This window comes from Bacillus sp. DX4.1, from assembly GCF_030348195.1.
Taxonomy (GTDB): Bacteria; Bacillota; Bacilli; order Bacillales; family Bacillaceae_G; genus Bacillus_A.
This window is the reverse complement of sequence record NZ_JAUCFT010000008.1, coordinates 3,120,441-3,137,545: the sequence shown is the minus strand read 5'-3', so window position 1 is coordinate 3,137,545 and position 17,105 is coordinate 3,120,441. Positions and strand designations below refer to the sequence as shown.

The window sequence follows — 17,105 nt, the reverse complement described above, 5'->3', positions numbered from 1 at the left end:
TTTTAATCATCCGTTTTTTCCGAAAGAATAGGTAACCGAATGTCTACAGTGGTTCCTTTATTTAATTCACTTGCGATTTGTAATTTGCCACTATGTTCTTCAATAATTTTATAGCACATCATTAAACCGAGTCCTGTTCCTTTTTCCTTTAAACTATAAAAAGGTTCGCCTAAACGGGAGATTCGATCTTGTGGTATCCCACAGCCTTCATCTGAAATACGCACTAAAACAAAATTTTCTTCTACGTGCATTGTTTGAATGAAAATATTTCCCCCACGAGGCATTGCTTCTATTGCGTTTTTTAATATGTTTATAAATACTTGTTTTAATTGACTTCCATCACATTGAATTGTCGGTAGTGTTGGCGCATGGTCCATAATAATGTGTGCGCTATGCATAATCGCTGTTGGTAAAATAAATGTGACCACTTCTTCAATTAATGACTGAATTTGACAGGATTGTATAGATAAAGCCTGTGGTTTAGACATTGCCATAAATTGATTCGTAATAGATTCCATTTGGGAGATTTCACTTAACATGACATCGACATACCATTTGTTATTTTCGCTAATATCAGGTTCTAATAATGTTAGAAATCCTTTTAAAGAAGTTAATGGATTTCGTATTTCATGAGCAATTCCCGCTGTTAGCTGTCCAACAACTGCTAGTTTTTCAGATTTCCGTAATAGTTCCTCGGTCTTCTTTAAATCTGTAACATCGCGCCCCATAATGACGATCCCTTTCCGTGATCCATCAGGATGAAAAAGAGGGACTTTTATTATATCAAGAATGAGAGGCGTAGAACTAGCATGCATAATAATCTCTTCACCACGTATACTCTCTTTGTTCTCCCATGCGAATTCATCAGATTTTTCACAGTATAAGAAAGAATTCCGATAGGACTCATTGTATTGGATTAATTCACTATCTTTTTTTCCACGATAGGGCACATTTTCAAAGTCTAAACTGGAAACTGCGTAATCATTTGCTTCTAACCATCGACCTTCGTGATCTTTAAATAACACAAAAGCTGGCATGGAGTTTAGTAAAGTACGTAAACGTTTTTCACTTTCTTGTAACATTTTTTCGATTTGTTTTGATTTTTCCAGATGTTTCATAATCGCATAAACACCTATAATTTGATTATTTACATAAATAGGAATAAATTTTGTGACTACGTCAATTTGATAGCCATCCTTATGATTGATAGAGAGTATGTATTCTTGTTGGTTATCAATTACTGCACTTTTAATATATTGTAATACTTGGTCGGAACTGTGTGTTAACACATAAGATTTTATTGTTTTGCCTTCTAGTGCTTTCGCAGAATATCCTAATATTTTTTCAGCAGAAGGATTTACATGTAATATGTTCCCTTGTAAGTCAAATGAAATAATACTATCAGGATTATGCTCAAAAAGAGAGGCATACATTTCTTTTAAAGATTTGTTTTGTTCCATAATATTTTTTTGTACATGATTTCGGGAACGACGGTGTATAACTGAACGACCACTTTTTTTTATGGATGATAACTTTTTCCTACTCATAACTTTTCCTCCGTACAACTAACATCTAAAAAAGATTCACTGTAATCTATTATAGACATATTATATGGAATGCGTTATACATTTTTTTAAAAAGCTACTGTTGTAGAATAGAATATATTTTCGTTTTATTTTGTTTTTTCAATCTTAATAGCTTAAAGGATAGATAATTAGATGTAAGGGTTGTTTTAAATAGAATTGACGTGGTCGTTGGGATGTATTAATTATATGTATCTTAAACTTTCATTTTTCTTATAAACTTCTATAAGAATTACATAAGTTACTTATGAAGCAACCTTATATACAATAAAGATATAAAGGGGGAAATGATTATGTCATTTCATATTAAAGGAATTGATCACGTACAAGTTGCAGCACCAGCAGGCTGTGAAGAAAAGGCAAGGGAATTTTATGGGAATAAGATTGGTCTAGAAGAAATTCCAAAACCAGAAGAGTTACGAAAGCGCGGGGGATGCTGGTTTCGCTGTGGAAATCAAGAAATCCACATAGGAGTGGAGCGGAATTTTTCTCCAGCTAAAAAAGCACACCCAGCCTTTTACGTTCAACAGATTGAAGAATTTAAAGCCGTTTTAATTCAAAAGGAAGTTCAAGTTATAGATGATAAAGCTCGTCCAGATGTATTACGGTTTTACGTATTTGATCCATTTGGAAACAGAATTGAATTTATGGAGTATAAATAAAGTGAAACTTTAATCAGTGGGGGTTTCTTCATCCCCACTGATTATTAGCCCTGACCAATCGGGTTTTGTGATCTATTGGTATCGAATCAAAAAATTGATGGAGCGATAAGAAGGATCTTGAGTTGGCTTCTAGTAAATAAAAACACTAGGTGGATTACACCTAGTGTTTTAAATTTTTCTAAATAATCCCAGTACTTCAACGGTTTCTGTAATATTGACAAATGCCTGCGGGTCAATTTCAGAAATTGTTAATTTCATGCCAGCAAGCTCTTCGCGTGAAACAACGGTCATAAGTACACGTTTTTTCTCACTTGAATAGGCACCTTCACCATCAAGGAGTGTAATCCCACGTACAACGGTTGATAGAAGTTGCTTTTTCATTTCTTCAGCATGGTTTGTTACAATCATAAGTGTTACTTTACGATGTTTTGTATGAATGGCATCAATTACTTTTCCTGTTACATAGATGGATAGTAAACTTGTTAATGCTACATCCCAGTTAAAGAAAAATCCAGCAATAACAACAACCACTGTATTTAAAATAATAAGAAATCCACCAAGTTTAATATCTTTTTTGCGAGATAATAACATACCAATGATATCAAAGCCACCTGTTGACCCGCCACAGTTAAATACAAGGCCGATTCCAGCACCAGCAATTACGCCTCCAAATAATGAAGAAAGAAGCGGATCAGTTGCGACTACTTTTACAGGAATCCAGTACAGTGCAACAGATAGTACAATAACAGAAACAATCGTATTAAAAATTACTTTTTTTCCAAGTCCTATGTACCCTAAAATAAGAATAGGTAAGTTTAAGGCAAAGTTAATAATACCTGTGTTTATAGGAGTTGCAATGCCCAAGATGATAGCAATTCCGCCTATTCCACTGCTTAAAATCTTGTGGGGAATAAGGAAAAGATTAAAGGAAATTGCTATAATGATAGAACCAATGATAATGCCGAAAAATCTGACCATCTTTTTCCCGTCCTTCACTAAAAAATCATATTATTTCAAGATTATATATGAAATTGTGAGATTTGCGGGAAAACAGTTTATTTTGGAAAATTAGATTAATCCAAAAAATGCAATCGATTTCTGAACTTGTGAAAAAGGAGTGAAATCATGCAAATTGTAACGTTTCAACAAAAAAGTCCCACAAAAAAAGAATGTGAAGATGCACTCATTCGCAATGAAGAATTAAAAGTATACGGTGTATGTGATGGAGCAACACCACTTGTACCATTTCAAGATGAGAATGGTCATAATGGAGCTTACCTTGCCTCTCATTTGTTTGAACAGCATTTTGAATCACTTGAAGGAATAGAAGGGTTACAAAAGGAAATTGCAATTGTGAATCGAATATTGCAAGAAAAAATGAAAGCTTACGATGTTGATATAACAAAAAAAGAACAGCTTTGGTGTACGTGTATCGCAGTGGTTCATATAACAGATGAAACAATTCAATACGCACAGCTCGGAGATTGTATGATTGTTGCTACATTTCGTGATGGAACAGTGCAGGTATTGACGAAAGACACAGTGAAAGGAATTAGTAGGCGGGCAAAGAAAAAACGTGAAGAAGATCGGAAAAACAGCCTGTCTGTACCGGGTGAACATGTATTTAACGATATACGTGAACAGCTCATGTACAATCGGTATTTAGCAAATATGCCAAATGGCTATTCGATTGCAAACGGGATGCCAGAAGCGATTGCACTTATTCAACAAGGAACATTGCCTCGTGCAGAAGTTACTGATATATTTATTTGTTCTGATGGACTATTTCATCCAGATTGGTCACTTGTACAAACAGCGCAATATATGAGGGAAAAGGGCGCGGCAGCTTACGTTACTATAATAGAAGAACTAGAACAGAAAAAACGGATTCGTCCAGATGATAAAACAGTAATTATGATTCATATGTAAAGGAGGAATCATAGATGGATATTCAAAAAGCGCAGCTATCTTTTCAAGATGAACTTCAACCGTTGCAAAATATAACGAAGATTATTATTCATCATACTGCTGAAGAAGGATGGGACGTATATAAAACCCATGCATTTCATCAAAAAGTGAGAGGATGGAGCGGAATCGGCTATAATTATTTTATCGAAGAAGATGGGATGGTATATGAAGGAAGAGGTTTGTTCATCGGTGCACATGCGAAGGGATATAACAGCGAAACAGTAGGTATTTGTATGACAGGTAACTTTGATAAGTATGATCCGACTTCGGAACAAGTGAATTCCTTACATCGTTTATGTTATACTTTTATGCAACAGTTTTCTTTATGTGTAGAGGATATTCTCGGTCACCGAGAACTAGAAGGTGTAACGAAAACATGCCCGGGAACACGCTTTTCTATGCAACATTTACGTAGAGTACTATCCAAAATATAGAGGAGAAGATTTCAAATGATGATTGTGAAAATACCAAATGAGAAAAAAGAACAGCTTGTAGAACAGATTCAGCAATTTTTTGAAGAAGAAGAGTTAGCAGCGATTGGTCGTTTCCAAGCGGAGCATTTAATAGAAGAGATGATAAAATTACTTGGACCATATGCATATAATCAAGCAATTGGAGATGCGAGAAAGCTTGTTACAGATAAACTAGCGAATTTAGAAGAAGATTTATATGTATTAGAAAAGACAATTAAAGAATAATGAAAAAGGGCCTTTCGTAGGCTCTTTTTCTATTTATTCCGTATTAACAGGCAGTAATACCCTCACCTCAAAGTTCTGCAAGAGGCAAAGAAGTTAGGTGGTGGATAAACTGACCGTAAAAGCTCGATTGGTGAGGGCTGATGATCAGTGGAGGATGAAGAAAACCCATACTGATCAAAGTTTCACTTTATGTTCTTTATGGTTGTTTCCTTCTAACTTGTGGAGGGAAAAGGATCAATTTTAATAGAAGGAAAATAATGGGTTGTTGTCGAAAGGAGTAGAAAAAGAACAAAGGCAGTGCTCTCATGCAAAAGGTAGAAGTACATATATGCTCTTATTGTGGGTCTAATCATATTGGAGAAGGAGAGTTTATTGGATATGCACAAATAAGAAAGAAAGAGACGATGTTTACGTCTTCTCCAGTCGATGCATATGTTTGTACAGATTGCGGAAGTGTACTTCTCTTAAAAGTGCGAAATCATCAAAAGTTTAAGAAGAAGCCACTATGATGAAAGACATTCCTACATATAAAGGATATCCAATCCTGTATACAAACCGTCTTATAATACTACACCTAGTGATATGAAATAAGCACTTATTATAGTAGGGAGATACTATGAAGAATAGAGATAAAGAACGTTATATACATCTAGTAATTATTTCTGCGGAAATAATTCGGAAAATACTGAAAAATTACATTATTCATCAGAGAAGTCTGATATAATATTCAAAAATGAAAACGCTTTAATGGGAGGCGGAACGAATATGATGATGAATGTACCATTAACAATTAGTTCAATGATTGAAAGGGCAGAAAAATTGTTTCCAAAGAAAGAAATTGTTTCACGCACGCATGATACAATCACAACGCTAACGTATAAGCAATTGGGAGAGCGAACGAGAAGGTTTTCTAGTGCATTAAAGAAGTTGGGTATAAAAGAAGGAGAGCGTGTTGGAACTTTAGCGTGGAATCATCATCGTCACGTGGAAGCGTATTTTGCGATTCCGAGTATTGGGTCCGTATTGCATACGATTAATATTCGGTTATCTACTCAGCACATTTCCTATATTATTAGGCATGCTGAAGACCGTATTTTACTTGTCGATGAGGATATCGTACCACTTGTAGAAAAAATTCAAGATGAACTATCGACTGTACAGGCATATATCATTATGACTGACAAAAAAGAGCTTCCAGCAACTTCACTTCATCCTGTCTATCACTATGAACAACTTCTTGAAGAGGGAGATCCTCACTTCCCGTTTATAAAGGATATAGATGAAAATATGCCAGCTGGCATGTGTTATACGTCCGCAACAACTGGTAATCCGAAAGGTGTTGTGTATACGCATCGCAGTACAGTTCTTCATTGTATGGCACTCGGATTAGCCGATACTGCTGCACTTTCCGAAAGTGATGCTGCGATGCCAGTTGTTCCAATGTTTCATGTGAACGCTTGGGGTTTACCTTTTGCAGCGACATGGTTTGGATCAAAATTAGTTTTGCCAGGTCCGATGTTTACACCGAAAATTTTGCTTGAAATGATGCAAGAAGAAAAAGTAACATTAGCTGCTGGTGTCCCAACGATTTGGCTCGGTGTACTGCAGGAATTAGAAAACAACAGTTATGATTTATCAAGTATGAAACGGATTTTATGCGGCGGTGCAGCAGCACCTAAAAGTGTCATAACTGCATTTGAACAAAAATTTAACGTGCCTTTTGTGCATGCATACGGAATGACTGAAACAAGTCCACTTGTTTCACTTGCTCGTTTGAAAAGTTATGAGTGTGATTTACCATACGAGGAGCAACTTACGATTCGTGCAAAGCAAGGTTACGTAGTGCCTGGTGTTGAAATGAAAGTTGTTGGAGCTGATGGAGAAGTAAAATGGGATGGAAACGAGATGGGAGAATTATGTTTGCGTGCACCGTGGATTGCAGCAAGCTATTATAACGATGAACGTACGGTTGAAGGATTCCGAGATGGTTGGTTATATACAGGCGATGTTGTTACTGTTGATGAGGAAGGCTGTATAAAAATTGTAGACCGGACGAAAGATGTGATTAAAAGTGGTGGTGAATGGATTTCGTCCGTTGATTTAGAAAACGCTCTGATGGCACACGAAGCGGTATTTGAGGCAGCTGTTGTAGCGATTCCTCATAAGCAATGGCAAGAGCGGCCAGTTGCATGCGTGGTAATTAAGCAAAATAGTTCTGTAACAAAAGAAGAGTTATATACGTTTTTACAACCGCAATTTGCGAAGTGGTGGTTGCCAGATGATATCGTGTTTATGGATGAGATTCCAAAAACATCAGTCGGGAAATTTTTGAAACAAGCTTTGAGAAAAGAGTTAGCAAGCCATATAAAAGAATAAGTCGAATTTCTATTTCGGTATCTTTTGATGACTATAATCGGAATAACTCCATTTGTTAACTGTAAATAAAATATTGTTGACAATATAAAAAAGCGAAGGTAATATATCACATATAATATGTTATCTAGAAATTATTTATAGTTTACAAATAGGAGAAATGGAAAGATGAATACAAAAAATTTAGTTTTTGTTGCATTATTTAGTGCGATTATGGGTGTGTTAGGTTTAATACCACCGATTGCACTTTCCTTTACACCTGTTCCAATTACATTGCAGTCTCTTGGGGTCATGATGGCAGGTGGGTTGTTAGGATCACGTCTTGGTGCATTAAGCCAAATGATTTTCTTGTTCATTGTAGCAGCTGGAGCACCGTTATTAGCAGGTGGACGTGGTGGCCCATCGGTTTTTGTCGGACCGAGTGCTGGCTATTTAATGGGATACATTGTGGGAGCATTTGTTATCGGTTACCTCGTAGAACGTTTACGGCATGTATCTGTTATCAAAGTATTCTTCATTAACATGGTTGGTGGCATTTTTGTTGTCTATGTGTTTGGTGTTACTGTACAGGCATTTGTAATGGATATCGCGGTATGGCAAGCTGCTAAATTAAGCGTTGTGTTTTTACCAGGAGATGTAATAAAAGCTGTGTTTGCGGCAATTCTTGTAGCAAGGCTGCACCGTTCATTGAAACATATCATTACTCCTGCTTTAAAGAATAATAAAATTTCAAAGGCTGGCTAAAAAATCTATGGGAAGGAAAACTCTTCTATAGATAAAAATTTCGTTGTATAAAAGAATGTAAGAAACACGTATTTACGTGTTTCTTTTTCTTATCTCGTTTTAATATATGTTGATAGCTTTGATAGAAGTTTCACTTTACAAGAAAGGAAGAGAACAGTGGGAATTACAACTTTGTATGAGAAACATGCTTGTGTGCATCCAAATAAAGTGGCAATAAAGGAAAATGATAGAGTAGTAACTTATAAAGAATGGTATAGTGCCGTGTGCCAAGTTGCGAATTGGCTTACGGAAGAGAAATCAATGAATAAAACGATTGCGATTTTACTAGAGAATCAGATTGAGTTTTTACAGCTTTTTGCTGGGGCAGCGATGGCAGGGTGGGTTTGTGTTCCGCTGGATTTGAAATGGAAACATGATGAACTGGATGAAAGGTTAAAGGTTGCAAATCCATCTATTGTGATTGCTGAACAATATAAGATGAGTGAGCTACCAAAAATAAATGGGAAAGTATTCACTTTAAATGAATGGGTTCAAGTATTATGCGAAAGATCGAATGTATATGATTCTTCATTAAGCGTGGAGGACTTACCTTTTTATATGGGATTTACATCAGGATCTACCGGGAAAGCAAAGGCATTTCTTCGAGCACAGCAATCATGGGTAAAAAGTTTTGAGTGTAACGTGTATGATTTTCATATGAAGAATGAGGATTCTGTCTTGCTCGCAGGTACTTTTGTTCATTCACTTTTTTTATATGGTGCAATGAGCGCGTTGTATTTAGGACAGACGGTACATATCGTAGAAAAGTTTATTCCGAATCGTGTCCTTTCTATACTGGAACAGGAACAAATTTCAGTAATGTATACGGTCCCAACGATGCTAGAAGCTTTATATAAAGAAGAGAGAATTATAGAACAAGAAGTAAAAATCATTTCTTCAGGTGCGAAATGGGAAGCGGAAGCAAAAAGGAACGTACAGAGAATGTTTCCATATGCCAAAAGGTATGAATTTTATGGTGCCTCTGAATTAAGTTTTGTAACTGCATTAACAGATGAAGAAAATGAAAGAAAAGCTTCTTCAGTGGGAAAACCATGCCATAATGTGCAGGTTCGAATATGTAACGGAAGCGGGCAAGAATTACAGCCAGGAGAAGTTGGTACTGTTTATGTGAAAAGCAAACAATTTTTTATGGGATATTTACAAGACGGTGAATTATCTTATCAAGAGACAGAAGATGGATGGATGACAGTTCAGGATATCGGATATAGGGATGATGAAGGCTTTTTATATATAGTAGGGCGAGAAAAAAATATGATTTTGTATGGTGGCATTAACATTTTTCCTGAAGAGGTAGAGAGTGTATTGTTAACACACCCAAATATTGAAGAAGTAGTGATTGTTGGCGTGCAAGATGTTTATTGGGGTGAAAGACCTGTTGCGATGGTAAAGGGAAGGGCAACAAAACAGGAATTAAAACGTTTTTGTTTACAACAATTATCTTCTTATAAAATTCCAAAAGAGTGGTATTTCGTAGATGAAATTCCTTATACAAGCAGCGGGAAAATCGCCCGTGAAGTAGCGAGAGATAGGATTGGGAAACAGGAGAAAGTATATGAATAGAGCGGTTATTGTACAAGCAAAACGAACACCGATCGGTAAGCGAAATGGAGTGTTTAAAGAATACCAGGTTGAGAAATTAGCGGCACCCTTACTTTTGCATATGAGTAAAGGGATTCAGCAGGAAATAGATGATGTGATATTAGGGAATGTTGTTGGGCCAGGGGGAAATGTTGCTCGTTTATCAGCACTGGAGGCTGGTTTTCCATACACAGTTCCAGGTGTGACAGTTGATCGCCAGTGTGGTGCTGGATTGGAGGCGATTCGAATGGCTTGTCATTTCATTCAAGGGGGAGCGGGAAGTTGTTATATTGCCGGTGGTGTTGAAAGTACAAGTACGTCATCGTTCCAACAACGAGCGCGTTTTTCACCCCATCATATCGGGGATCCTGATATGGGAATCGCAGCAGAACATGTAGCGAAACGCTATGGCATTACTAGAGATATGCAAGATGTGTATGCCTGTTTAAGTTATAAACGAACGTTAGAAGCACTGGAAAAAGGATACTTACAAGAAGAAATCATACCTCTTTCTTCTCAAATAAAAGAAGATGAAACGATAAAGCGTGGGATAAATTACGAAAGAATCATAAAGCGAACAAGGCCTGCTTTTTTACAAGCTGGAACGGTTACAGCAGGCAATTCATGTGGTGTGAATGACGGAGCATGTGCGGTACTTATTATGGAAGAAAATCGGGCACGTGAACTTGGGTACAAGCCAGTTCTTCGATTTGTTCATAGTGCAGTAGTTGGTGTAAATCCACTTTTTCCAGGAAGTGGACCCATATTTGCTGTGCAAAAATTATTGCAGCAATTGAACCTTACAATAGAAGATATTGATTATATCGAAATGAATGAAGCTTTTGCGGCCAAGGTAGTTGCATGTGCACAAGAGCTACAAATTTCATATGAAAAGTTAAATGTAAACGGTGGCGCGATTGCACTTGGACATCCATATGGTGCATCGGGTGCGATGCTTGTAACTAAGTTGTTTTATCAAGCACAAAGAGAACAGGCGAAGTATGTCATTGCTACATTAGGTATTGGTGGTGGAATTGGACTTGCTCTCTTATTCGAAAAAGTAGAAAGCTAGGGTAAATCAAAAAGATATTCCTAGCTTTTATTTTTGTGGCTCATATGCATTACTGCCAGGTTTTGCTTTTACTTCTTTCCAGGCGGCGATAGCGTCCGTTCTTGATTTTCCTTTATTATTTGGATCTTGGAAGAAGGCACGTGTGAAGCGGTTGTACTCAAATTGAGCACCAATTTCTGTTTTATAAGAAGGATGCTTTTTTCGTTCTTGCTCTTCATACCAAAACTGCACAGCATCTTCGTATGTTTTTCCAACGTTTTCTTTGAAAAAGGTTTGCAGTGCCACTGTAAATCGGAATTTTAATCCAATGATTTCCTGGAAAAAAGCACGAATATCTTCACTGCAACGCTGGTTTTCAGTAATGATTGTTTGTAAACTAAGTGGTTTATGAGAAGGAGAGAAGATTTTCTTTTTTTGTACAAGTTGACTTTTCTGTATTTCACCTGTTTTCAAAAAAGTTGTAATTCGTTCAGTAATTTCTATTTTAGAGCCACTTGCTGGTAAACCGTGTTCACGACAAAATTCTTGCAATTCTTTTTTGAGCCAATAGTAATTTGAAAAGTCTTCAAGACGTATATCTCGTGTTAAGGGAGGGCGCATAGTAATTCCTTCTTTCTTCCAAAATTTACACTTTTAATTATAAAACACACGTTCTGTTAATTAAAGTGTTTTATTTATAAAGGATTAAAACAAAATATTGGTTTATCCCGCATTAACGGACAGTAATACCCCCACCTCAAAATTCAGCAGAAGCAAAGAAGTTAGGTGTGGGGTATAAACTGTCCGTAAAAGTCCGATTGGTGAGGACTAATAATCAGAGGGGGATGGAGACCCCCCTCTGATTAAAGTTTCACTTTATAAGTAGTGACATCAACCCTTATGTGAAATAAGGAGAGATAATAAAAAAGGATAGCATATTGCTATCCTTTTTGGCGGTTAAACAGTTTCTTTTAATAAATGAACCAAGTGAGCTAAAAATTCTTCGCTCTTTATAAGCGCTTTTCCCCCACCGCGAGCATTTTTCGGGTTGCCGCCGCCTTTTCCTTCAATGAAGGGAAGGGCACTCTTTAAAATCGTATTCATGTTTGCTGTCACGTTTTTACCACATGCACAAACGCATTGCAACTTATCCTCGTTCTGGGTAACGAAGTATGTAATCGCATTTTCATTTTGTTCGGTAATGACTGCTGATAATTTCGCCATTTCCTGCATTGTACGATCTGTAAAGACTGCGGAAATCAGTTTTCCAGCAGATGTTTCTTCGGATTGTTGTAGTAATTCATTTGCTTCTACCGATAGTAGTTTTTCATTCGCAGCTTGCAAGGCTTTTTCATTGTCTTTTTGCGATGTAAGAAGCTGTTTAACTTTGTTTGCAATATCTTCTTCACTACTATTTAGTTGCTGTGAAACGTCTTTAATAATTTGTTGATGATGCCCTAATAACTGAATGGCACGCCAACCAGCAACAAAGGTTAATCGAATGCTACCTTTATTACGTTCCCATCCGATAATATGAATGGTTCCTACTTCACTCGTATATTTCGGATGTGTGCCACCACAGCCGTTGTAATCATAGTTTTCAATGGTTACGACGCGAATATTTTCTGTAATAGTTGGTTCTTTTCGAAGAGGTAGCTGTTTTGCTTCTTCTAGATTCATCCATTGAATGTGAATTGGATGATTTTCAAAGACAATTTGGTTTGCGATTTGCAGTGCTTGTGCAGCTATTTTGCTAGAGAGTTCAGGCGTGTCTAAATCAATTGTTACAGTTTCTCTCCCAAGATGAAAACCGATTGTTGGAATGTTGAAATAATCCCAAAAAGCAGCCGATAAAATATGCTGGCTAGCATGTTGCTGCATATGATCAAAACGACGTTGCCAATCAATTTGACCGGTTACTTCTTTTGTATGTAATTCTTCTGTTATGAAATGACGAATTTCGCCGTCGACTTCTTCTACACGGAAGACAGGAGTTTCATTTAACGTCCCTATATCATGTGGTTGGCCACCACCGGTTGGATAAAATGCCGTTTCTGTTAAAATGACATATAAGTTTCCTTCGTTATCTCGTTCTTGTTTTGTAATGTGTGCTGTGAATGATTGTTGATAGGCATCGTTGTAATATAATTTTTGGTTCACTTTCGTACTCCTTTCAAATTAACTGTTTTCATTGTAAAGCAATCTGAATAAGTTTCCTAACATTTCAGAAGAAAAAATCTCTTTTTTAGAATTTTCTTGCTATAATAAGAAAAAGGAAATACGCGGGGGTTGATGATATGTTGTATGAAAATGGTGTAGACAAATTGATTCGTCTTAATACAAATATTTCTGAACTATATCGAGAATTGCATGAAATGACCCGTCTTTTAACGGAATGTAATCGTGGAAGTGTAACATTTGATCGATTATACGTGAAAGAATTACTGTGGAAGAAAGAAGACTTATTGTCTATGTACGATCAGCTGTTGGTACAGATTTGTATCAATGACTGTTTTGATTTGAAAAGTTTGATAACAGGAGAATATAAGTATACACATGAAGAAGTGGAAGGATCGGTTACTGAATTTAATGAAAAATATAAGATGAATATCTCAATCGAGAGTGTTTTTAAAGAATTACAATTTACATATGGGATTGATATGGAGCTATCTAGAACAGCTCGTGTATAATTACTTAATAATAGAAAAATGGAGGAGGAAGCCGCTTTTTAGCTTTCTTTTTCTATATAAATACAAATTAAAAACCGACATAAAACCCTTCTTTTTAGGTGGAAGAGAGCATCTAGCCATGCATAGAAGCGGTCAGATCCTTTTCCTGCCCAGACATAGTGAAAACAAAGAGAGAAAACGAGTGCAGGTCACCTTTTGTTATCCATAGCCGCGGCTTATATGTCGAAAAATCAAAATGGATTTATATATGTATGATATCAGGAGAGTAGGTTTAGAGGATGAGAGGCAAGTTACAACAAATTCATCCGGTTGGGATGAGCATTATTCTAGGGACATTATTTGCACGTTTTGCAACTTCAATGAGCATTCCGTTTTTAGCAATCTATTTAACAACGGTGAAAGAAATATCAGCCGGAATGACAGGAGCAATTATTGGAACGAGTGCATTGGTTGGTGTATTTGCTAGTTTTATTGGCGGGAATTTATCTGATCGTTTTGGCCGTAAAAAAATTATGTTATGGTCCATCATCATTTGGATCTTTGTATTTATTGGTTTTTCATTTGCAGATCATGTTCTATCATTCTTTTTATTAAATGCCTTAAATGGGATGTGTCGTTCGTTCTTTGAACCGACATCGAGGGCGCTGCTATCCGATTTAACAAAGCCGGAGCATCGTTTACTTGTTTATAATTTACGCTATGGAGCTATTAATGTTGGTGTTGCAATTGGCCCGCTTGTTGGACTACAGCTTGGTAGTGCGAAATCAACAACACCATTTTTAGTAGCGGCTGTGGTGTATATCCTGTATACAATTGTATTAGCGCTACAATTTAAAAAATATCGGATTGGTGAACAGGAACTAGATACAAACGAACCAGTTACGATGATGAATGCGGTTCGTGTTTTACGAAAAGATGTTGTTTTTTTAATCGCCTTAGTTGGAATTATTTTAAGTAATACTGGGTATGCACACTTTTCAACGACATTATCTCAATATTTCGCGAACTCGCACGTATTTCAAGATGGCGTTACATTATTTTCATATGTGTTAACGTTAAATGCGATTACGGTAGTGATTGTACAATATCCACTGATTCGATTTTGCAAGAAGTATACACCGCTCGTATCTATTATGATGGGAACATTGCTTGTTAGCGGAGGGTTATTGGGATTTGGTATGACACAGTCGTTGTGGGGTATCTTTGCTTGTACAATTCTTTTTACAATGGGAGAGGTATTGATGTTTTCGATGACAGATGTGTTTATTGATGATATCGCAGTCCCGCATTTAAAAGGAACCTATTTTGGAGCTATGGGATTTTCCGGAATTGGTGGTGTAATAGGCCCTTGGTTTGGCGGGATTTTGTTAGATTATTACGGCTATCAAAATGGCTTTGCTGTTTTTTCGATATTAGCCATTTTTTCTGTTTGTGCATTCCCGGTCCTTTTATTGACAAAAAACTTATTGTACAAAAGAAATCTTCATGAAAACTGTAAGATAGAGGTTGAAGTGAAATAATAGGTGTTTATCCCACATTAACGGGCAGTAATACCCCCACCTCAAAATTTAGCAAAAAGCAAAGAAGCTAGGTGGGGATAAACTGCCCGTAAAAGTCCGATTGGTGAGGGCTAATAATCAGTGGGGATGAAGAAAACACCACTGATTAAAGTTTCACTTTATGTTCAGAGTTTCCTACATAATAGATAGGGACAAAATAAACAGGATAGAAAAAGCAGGTGGACGAATCTGCTTTCTTCTATCCTGTTTTTATGAAAAACAGTTTTTTCGTTTTGTTTGTACGATGCTTTAATTAGAAAAGAGAACTTTTCGCTCATTTGCTCTTGCTACTTCTGTTTTTGAAATGTGTATGGCGAGAAAACCATTTTCCAGGCAGGCAAGCATTTTTTTATAGATGATGCTGGTAGGTAAAGTAATGGTTCGCTGCAGGGATGAATTTTTATGAAATATGTGGATTTGTAGGCCTGTCTCCATCTTTTTTATAAGCACGTTTTGTTCTAAAACGTTAGGGACATCCGTTTCTAAAATGTATTCTTGTTCGGTTTCGAAAAGGTCGATGTGGATATGACTAGGAAAACTGAAGCTTGCATATGAATCGGAGCAAAATTGATCCATCCATTCTTCAAAACCATCCACATGAAAAAGACAACTTTTCTTTTTCTTGTCCATGTAAGACACCCTCCGTAAAATCTCAATTCATACTATGATATGCATATAGAGATTAGAGGTGAAGAGGAAACTGAAAAATATGCTGAGGAAATTAAATTTGTTCTAAATATGTTATGTGAAGAGGACAATGCACGTGCATTGTCCTTTTCTTACATATCGTGGTGAGCGTGATTTTTTTGTCTGGAATGGTTTCGGTTTTTTACTTTATGTGAGCCGCTTAATGGTTCGGGTTGTCCAGAAGGCTGCCCTTTTTTCGTATTTTGACGAATGGATTTACTGTTGTTCTTTTCCATATTGTTGTACACCTCCCTTCTTGTATTTAGAATGAGAGAACTTCGCAAATTTATACGAGAATGTTTTTATGAAAAAGGGTAAAGATAAGTAGGACTAACTACACAGAAAGGGGAAAGCATATGCCGTATCATAAAGATAAACAACAAGCTTTTCAAGCAGCGCAACAAGGAGTCGTACAAGCAGAGGATTTATACAACAATATCGTGAGAAATGATCCGAATTACAGTCAAGACTTAAAGCATTTACGACAAGAAGTACAAGAAGCATATGAACAAATTCAAAATGCACTTGAAGTTGCATCTGAAACACAGCGTCCACAATTAGAGCAATATGAAAGTAATTTACAAACTATTATGCAAGATGTAGATCAACTAACTGATTGAACAGGTTGTTATTTTATTTCAACAACCTGTTCAACTTTGGAGTAAATATGATGAAAAACAAAATTGCTGTACTAATTATTTGTATGATTTGTGTTATACATATAGTTCAAGTGGATAAAGTGGAAGCAAAAATGCTAGAGAGAAAAGAATTAGAGCCTACAGGTAATGTAACGTGGGACGTACCTACCACCGAAAAAGTCATTGCGATTACTTTTGATGATGGACCTGATCCGAAATATACTCCGCAGGTGCTGAAAATATTGCGTCAATACAAAGCAGAGGCAACATTTTTTATGATTGGCTTTCGCATTGAGCGTAATCCGTATTTAATAAAACAGGCGCTAAAGGAAGGGCATGAGATTGGGAATCATACGATGAACCATTTGTATGCTCGGGATGCATCAGGTGAGAAATTAAAAAATGATATTCTAGAGGGGAAAAAGTATTTGCAACAATGGGTAGAGAAGCCATTACTTTTCCGTCCTCCTGGTGGATATATTAATGATGTTGTATTTACAACAGCAAAAGAAGCAGGCTATCAAATTGTATTATGGTCATGGCATCAAGATCCGAGAGACTGGGCGAATCCAGGCACAGAATCTATTGTGAAGCATGTTGTAACAAACGCGAAGAGCGGCGATATTGTTTTGCTTCATGATGGCGGGAGTGATCGGAGCCAAACTGTAGCGGCGCTAGAAAAAATTTTACCTGCTCTTCAAAAGAAAGGTTACAGATTTGTGAAGGTTTCTGAACTGTTACGTTATAAGCATTAAAAGAGGCTGTCCCTATAGCCATCAAGTTAAGAAAATGATATAAAAAGACAAAAAAATGA

General features: G+C 36.6%; 19 protein-coding genes. 13 read left to right on the top strand and 6 right to left on the bottom strand.

Annotated elements, in window-relative coordinates; all coding sequences use genetic code 11:
* Positions 1–2: 2 nt before the first annotated feature.
* Positions 3–1,547, bottom strand: a complete 1,545-nt coding sequence (locus tag QUF99_RS18885; protein ID WP_289371949.1) for a PAS domain S-box protein — start codon at positions 1,545–1,547, stop codon at positions 3–5.
* Between the two features lie 329 nt (positions 1,548–1,876).
* Between QUF99_RS18885 and QUF99_RS18880 the strand changes: the two genes are divergently transcribed.
* On the top strand, positions 1,877–2,245 hold the full coding sequence (locus QUF99_RS18880) for a VOC family protein (protein WP_289371947.1): 369 nt from the start codon (positions 1,877–1,879) through the stop codon (positions 2,243–2,245).
* A gap of 168 nt (positions 2,246–2,413) precedes the next feature.
* Here the strand turns inward: QUF99_RS18880 and QUF99_RS18875 are convergent, their stop codons facing one another.
* Positions 2,414–3,223, bottom strand: coding sequence for a YitT family protein (locus tag QUF99_RS18875; RefSeq protein WP_289371945.1), 810 nt, complete (start codon positions 3,221–3,223; stop codon positions 2,414–2,416).
* A 147-nt stretch (positions 3,224–3,370) separates the two neighbouring features.
* Here QUF99_RS18875 and QUF99_RS18870 point away from each other — a divergent pair, with 147 nt between their 5' ends.
* From QUF99_RS18870 to QUF99_RS18835, 8 genes are all read left to right on the top strand, one after another.
* Positions 3,371–4,174 (top strand): protein phosphatase 2C domain-containing protein, encoded by an 804-nt coding sequence (locus QUF99_RS18870; protein WP_289371943.1) that lies wholly within the window; start codon positions 3,371–3,373, stop codon positions 4,172–4,174.
* Positions 4,175–4,188: 14 nt separating this feature from the next.
* Positions 4,189–4,647, top strand: a complete 459-nt coding sequence (locus tag QUF99_RS18865; protein ID WP_289371941.1) for a peptidoglycan recognition protein family protein — start codon at positions 4,189–4,191, stop codon at positions 4,645–4,647.
* 15 nt (positions 4,648–4,662) lie between these two features.
* Positions 4,663–4,911, top strand: coding sequence for a DUF2164 domain-containing protein (locus QUF99_RS18860; RefSeq protein ID WP_289371939.1), 249 nt, complete (start codon positions 4,663–4,665; stop codon positions 4,909–4,911).
* A 305-nt stretch (positions 4,912–5,216) separates the two neighbouring features.
* Positions 5,217–5,420, top strand: coding sequence for a hypothetical protein (locus QUF99_RS18855; RefSeq protein WP_289371937.1), 204 nt, complete (start codon positions 5,217–5,219; stop codon positions 5,418–5,420).
* Positions 5,421–5,676: 256 nt separating this feature from the next.
* Entirely contained in the window at positions 5,677–7,287 is a 1,611-nt protein-coding gene (locus tag QUF99_RS18850; protein WP_289371935.1) for a long-chain fatty acid--CoA ligase, read from the top strand.
* A 165-nt stretch (positions 7,288–7,452) separates the two neighbouring features.
* Positions 7,453–8,028, top strand: coding sequence for a biotin transporter BioY (locus tag QUF99_RS18845; RefSeq protein ID WP_289371933.1), 576 nt, complete (start codon positions 7,453–7,455; stop codon positions 8,026–8,028).
* Between the two features lie 156 nt (positions 8,029–8,184).
* On the top strand, positions 8,185–9,648 hold the full coding sequence (locus tag QUF99_RS18840; protein ID WP_289371931.1) for an acyl-CoA synthetase: 1,464 nt from the start codon (positions 8,185–8,187) through the stop codon (positions 9,646–9,648).
* Entirely contained in the window at positions 9,641–10,738 is a 1,098-nt protein-coding gene (locus tag QUF99_RS18835; RefSeq protein WP_289371929.1) for an acetyl-CoA C-acyltransferase, read from the top strand. Before QUF99_RS18840 ends, QUF99_RS18835 begins: the two co-directional genes overlap by 8 nt.
* A gap of 27 nt (positions 10,739–10,765) precedes the next feature.
* Here the strand turns inward: QUF99_RS18835 and QUF99_RS18830 are convergent, their stop codons facing one another.
* Both QUF99_RS18830 and QUF99_RS18825 read right to left on the bottom strand, forming a co-directional pair.
* Positions 10,766–11,338, bottom strand: a complete 573-nt coding sequence (locus QUF99_RS18830) for a DUF6434 domain-containing protein (RefSeq protein ID WP_289371927.1) — start codon at positions 11,336–11,338, stop codon at positions 10,766–10,768.
* 336 nt (positions 11,339–11,674) lie between these two features.
* Positions 11,675–12,877: an alanyl-tRNA editing protein gene (locus tag QUF99_RS18825; protein WP_289371925.1), complete on the bottom strand. Its 1,203-nt coding sequence runs from the start codon at positions 12,875–12,877 to the stop codon at positions 11,675–11,677.
* A gap of 137 nt (positions 12,878–13,014) precedes the next feature.
* On the opposite strand from QUF99_RS18825, the gene QUF99_RS18820 reads away from it, so the two are divergent.
* Together QUF99_RS18820 and QUF99_RS18815 are read left to right on the top strand one after the other, a co-directional pair.
* A complete protein-coding gene (locus tag QUF99_RS18820; protein ID WP_289371922.1) occupies positions 13,015–13,407 on the top strand; it encodes a hypothetical protein in 393 nt (130 codons plus the stop codon).
* A 278-nt stretch (positions 13,408–13,685) separates the two neighbouring features.
* Positions 13,686–14,927 carry an MDR family MFS transporter gene (locus QUF99_RS18815; protein WP_289371919.1) on the top strand — a complete coding sequence of 414 codons (1,242 nt, stop codon included), beginning with the start codon at positions 13,686–13,688 and terminating at the stop codon, positions 14,925–14,927.
* 288 nt (positions 14,928–15,215) lie between these two features.
* Here the strand turns inward: QUF99_RS18815 and QUF99_RS18810 are convergent, their stop codons facing one another.
* Both QUF99_RS18810 and QUF99_RS18805 read right to left on the bottom strand, forming a co-directional pair.
* Complete coding sequence (locus QUF99_RS18810; RefSeq protein WP_289371917.1) at positions 15,216–15,596, bottom strand: Hsp20/alpha crystallin family protein; 381 nt, start codon at positions 15,594–15,596, stop codon at positions 15,216–15,218.
* Between the two features lie 149 nt (positions 15,597–15,745).
* Entirely contained in the window at positions 15,746–15,889 is a 144-nt protein-coding gene (locus tag QUF99_RS18805; protein WP_000414451.1) for a small acid-soluble spore protein P, read from the bottom strand.
* Positions 15,890–16,009: 120 nt separating this feature from the next.
* On the opposite strand from QUF99_RS18805, the gene QUF99_RS18800 reads away from it, so the two are divergent.
* Together QUF99_RS18800 and QUF99_RS18795 are read left to right on the top strand one after the other, a co-directional pair.
* Complete coding sequence (locus tag QUF99_RS18800) at positions 16,010–16,273, top strand: hypothetical protein (protein WP_289371912.1); 264 nt, start codon at positions 16,010–16,012, stop codon at positions 16,271–16,273.
* 47 nt (positions 16,274–16,320) lie between these two features.
* Positions 16,321–17,046 carry a polysaccharide deacetylase family protein gene (locus QUF99_RS18795; protein ID WP_289371910.1) on the top strand — a complete coding sequence of 242 codons (726 nt, stop codon included), beginning with the start codon at positions 16,321–16,323 and terminating at the stop codon, positions 17,044–17,046.
* Positions 17,047–17,105: the final 59 nt, after the last annotated feature.

Bases quoted from the DNA above. Each gene is read 5' to 3' on its own strand.
- QUF99_RS18885 (WP_289371949.1), bottom strand. From the start codon at position 1,547: ATGAGTAGGAAAAAGTTATCATCCATAAAAAAAAGTGGTCGTTCAGTT.
- QUF99_RS18880 (WP_289371947.1), top strand. From the start codon at position 1,877: ATGTCATTTCATATTAAAGGAATTGATCACGTACAAGTTGCAGCACCA.
- QUF99_RS18875 (WP_289371945.1), bottom strand. From the start codon at position 3,223: ATGGTCAGATTTTTCGGCATTATCATTGGTTCTATCATTATAGCAATT.
- QUF99_RS18870 (WP_289371943.1), top strand. From the start codon at position 3,371: ATGCAAATTGTAACGTTTCAACAAAAAAGTCCCACAAAAAAAGAATGT.
- QUF99_RS18865 (WP_289371941.1), top strand. From the start codon at position 4,189: ATGGATATTCAAAAAGCGCAGCTATCTTTTCAAGATGAACTTCAACCG.
- QUF99_RS18860 (WP_289371939.1), top strand. From the start codon at position 4,663: ATGATGATTGTGAAAATACCAAATGAGAAAAAAGAACAGCTTGTAGAA.
- QUF99_RS18855 (WP_289371937.1), top strand. From the start codon at position 5,217: ATGCAAAAGGTAGAAGTACATATATGCTCTTATTGTGGGTCTAATCAT.
- QUF99_RS18850 (WP_289371935.1), top strand. From the start codon at position 5,677: ATGATGATGAATGTACCATTAACAATTAGTTCAATGATTGAAAGGGCA.
- QUF99_RS18845 (WP_289371933.1), top strand. From the start codon at position 7,453: ATGAATACAAAAAATTTAGTTTTTGTTGCATTATTTAGTGCGATTATG.
- QUF99_RS18835 (WP_289371929.1), top strand. From the start codon at position 9,641: ATGAATAGAGCGGTTATTGTACAAGCAAAACGAACACCGATCGGTAAG.
- QUF99_RS18830 (WP_289371927.1), bottom strand. From the start codon at position 11,338: ATGCGCCCTCCCTTAACACGAGATATACGTCTTGAAGACTTTTCAAAT.
- QUF99_RS18820 (WP_289371922.1), top strand. From the start codon at position 13,015: ATGTTGTATGAAAATGGTGTAGACAAATTGATTCGTCTTAATACAAAT.
- QUF99_RS18815 (WP_289371919.1), top strand. From the start codon at position 13,686: ATGAGAGGCAAGTTACAACAAATTCATCCGGTTGGGATGAGCATTATT.
- QUF99_RS18810 (WP_289371917.1), bottom strand. From the start codon at position 15,596: ATGGACAAGAAAAAGAAAAGTTGTCTTTTTCATGTGGATGGTTTTGAA.
- QUF99_RS18805 (WP_000414451.1), bottom strand. From the start codon at position 15,889: ATGGAAAAGAACAACAGTAAATCCATTCGTCAAAATACGAAAAAAGGG.
- QUF99_RS18800 (WP_289371912.1), top strand. From the start codon at position 16,010: ATGCCGTATCATAAAGATAAACAACAAGCTTTTCAAGCAGCGCAACAA.
- QUF99_RS18795 (WP_289371910.1), top strand. From the start codon at position 16,321: ATGATGAAAAACAAAATTGCTGTACTAATTATTTGTATGATTTGTGTT.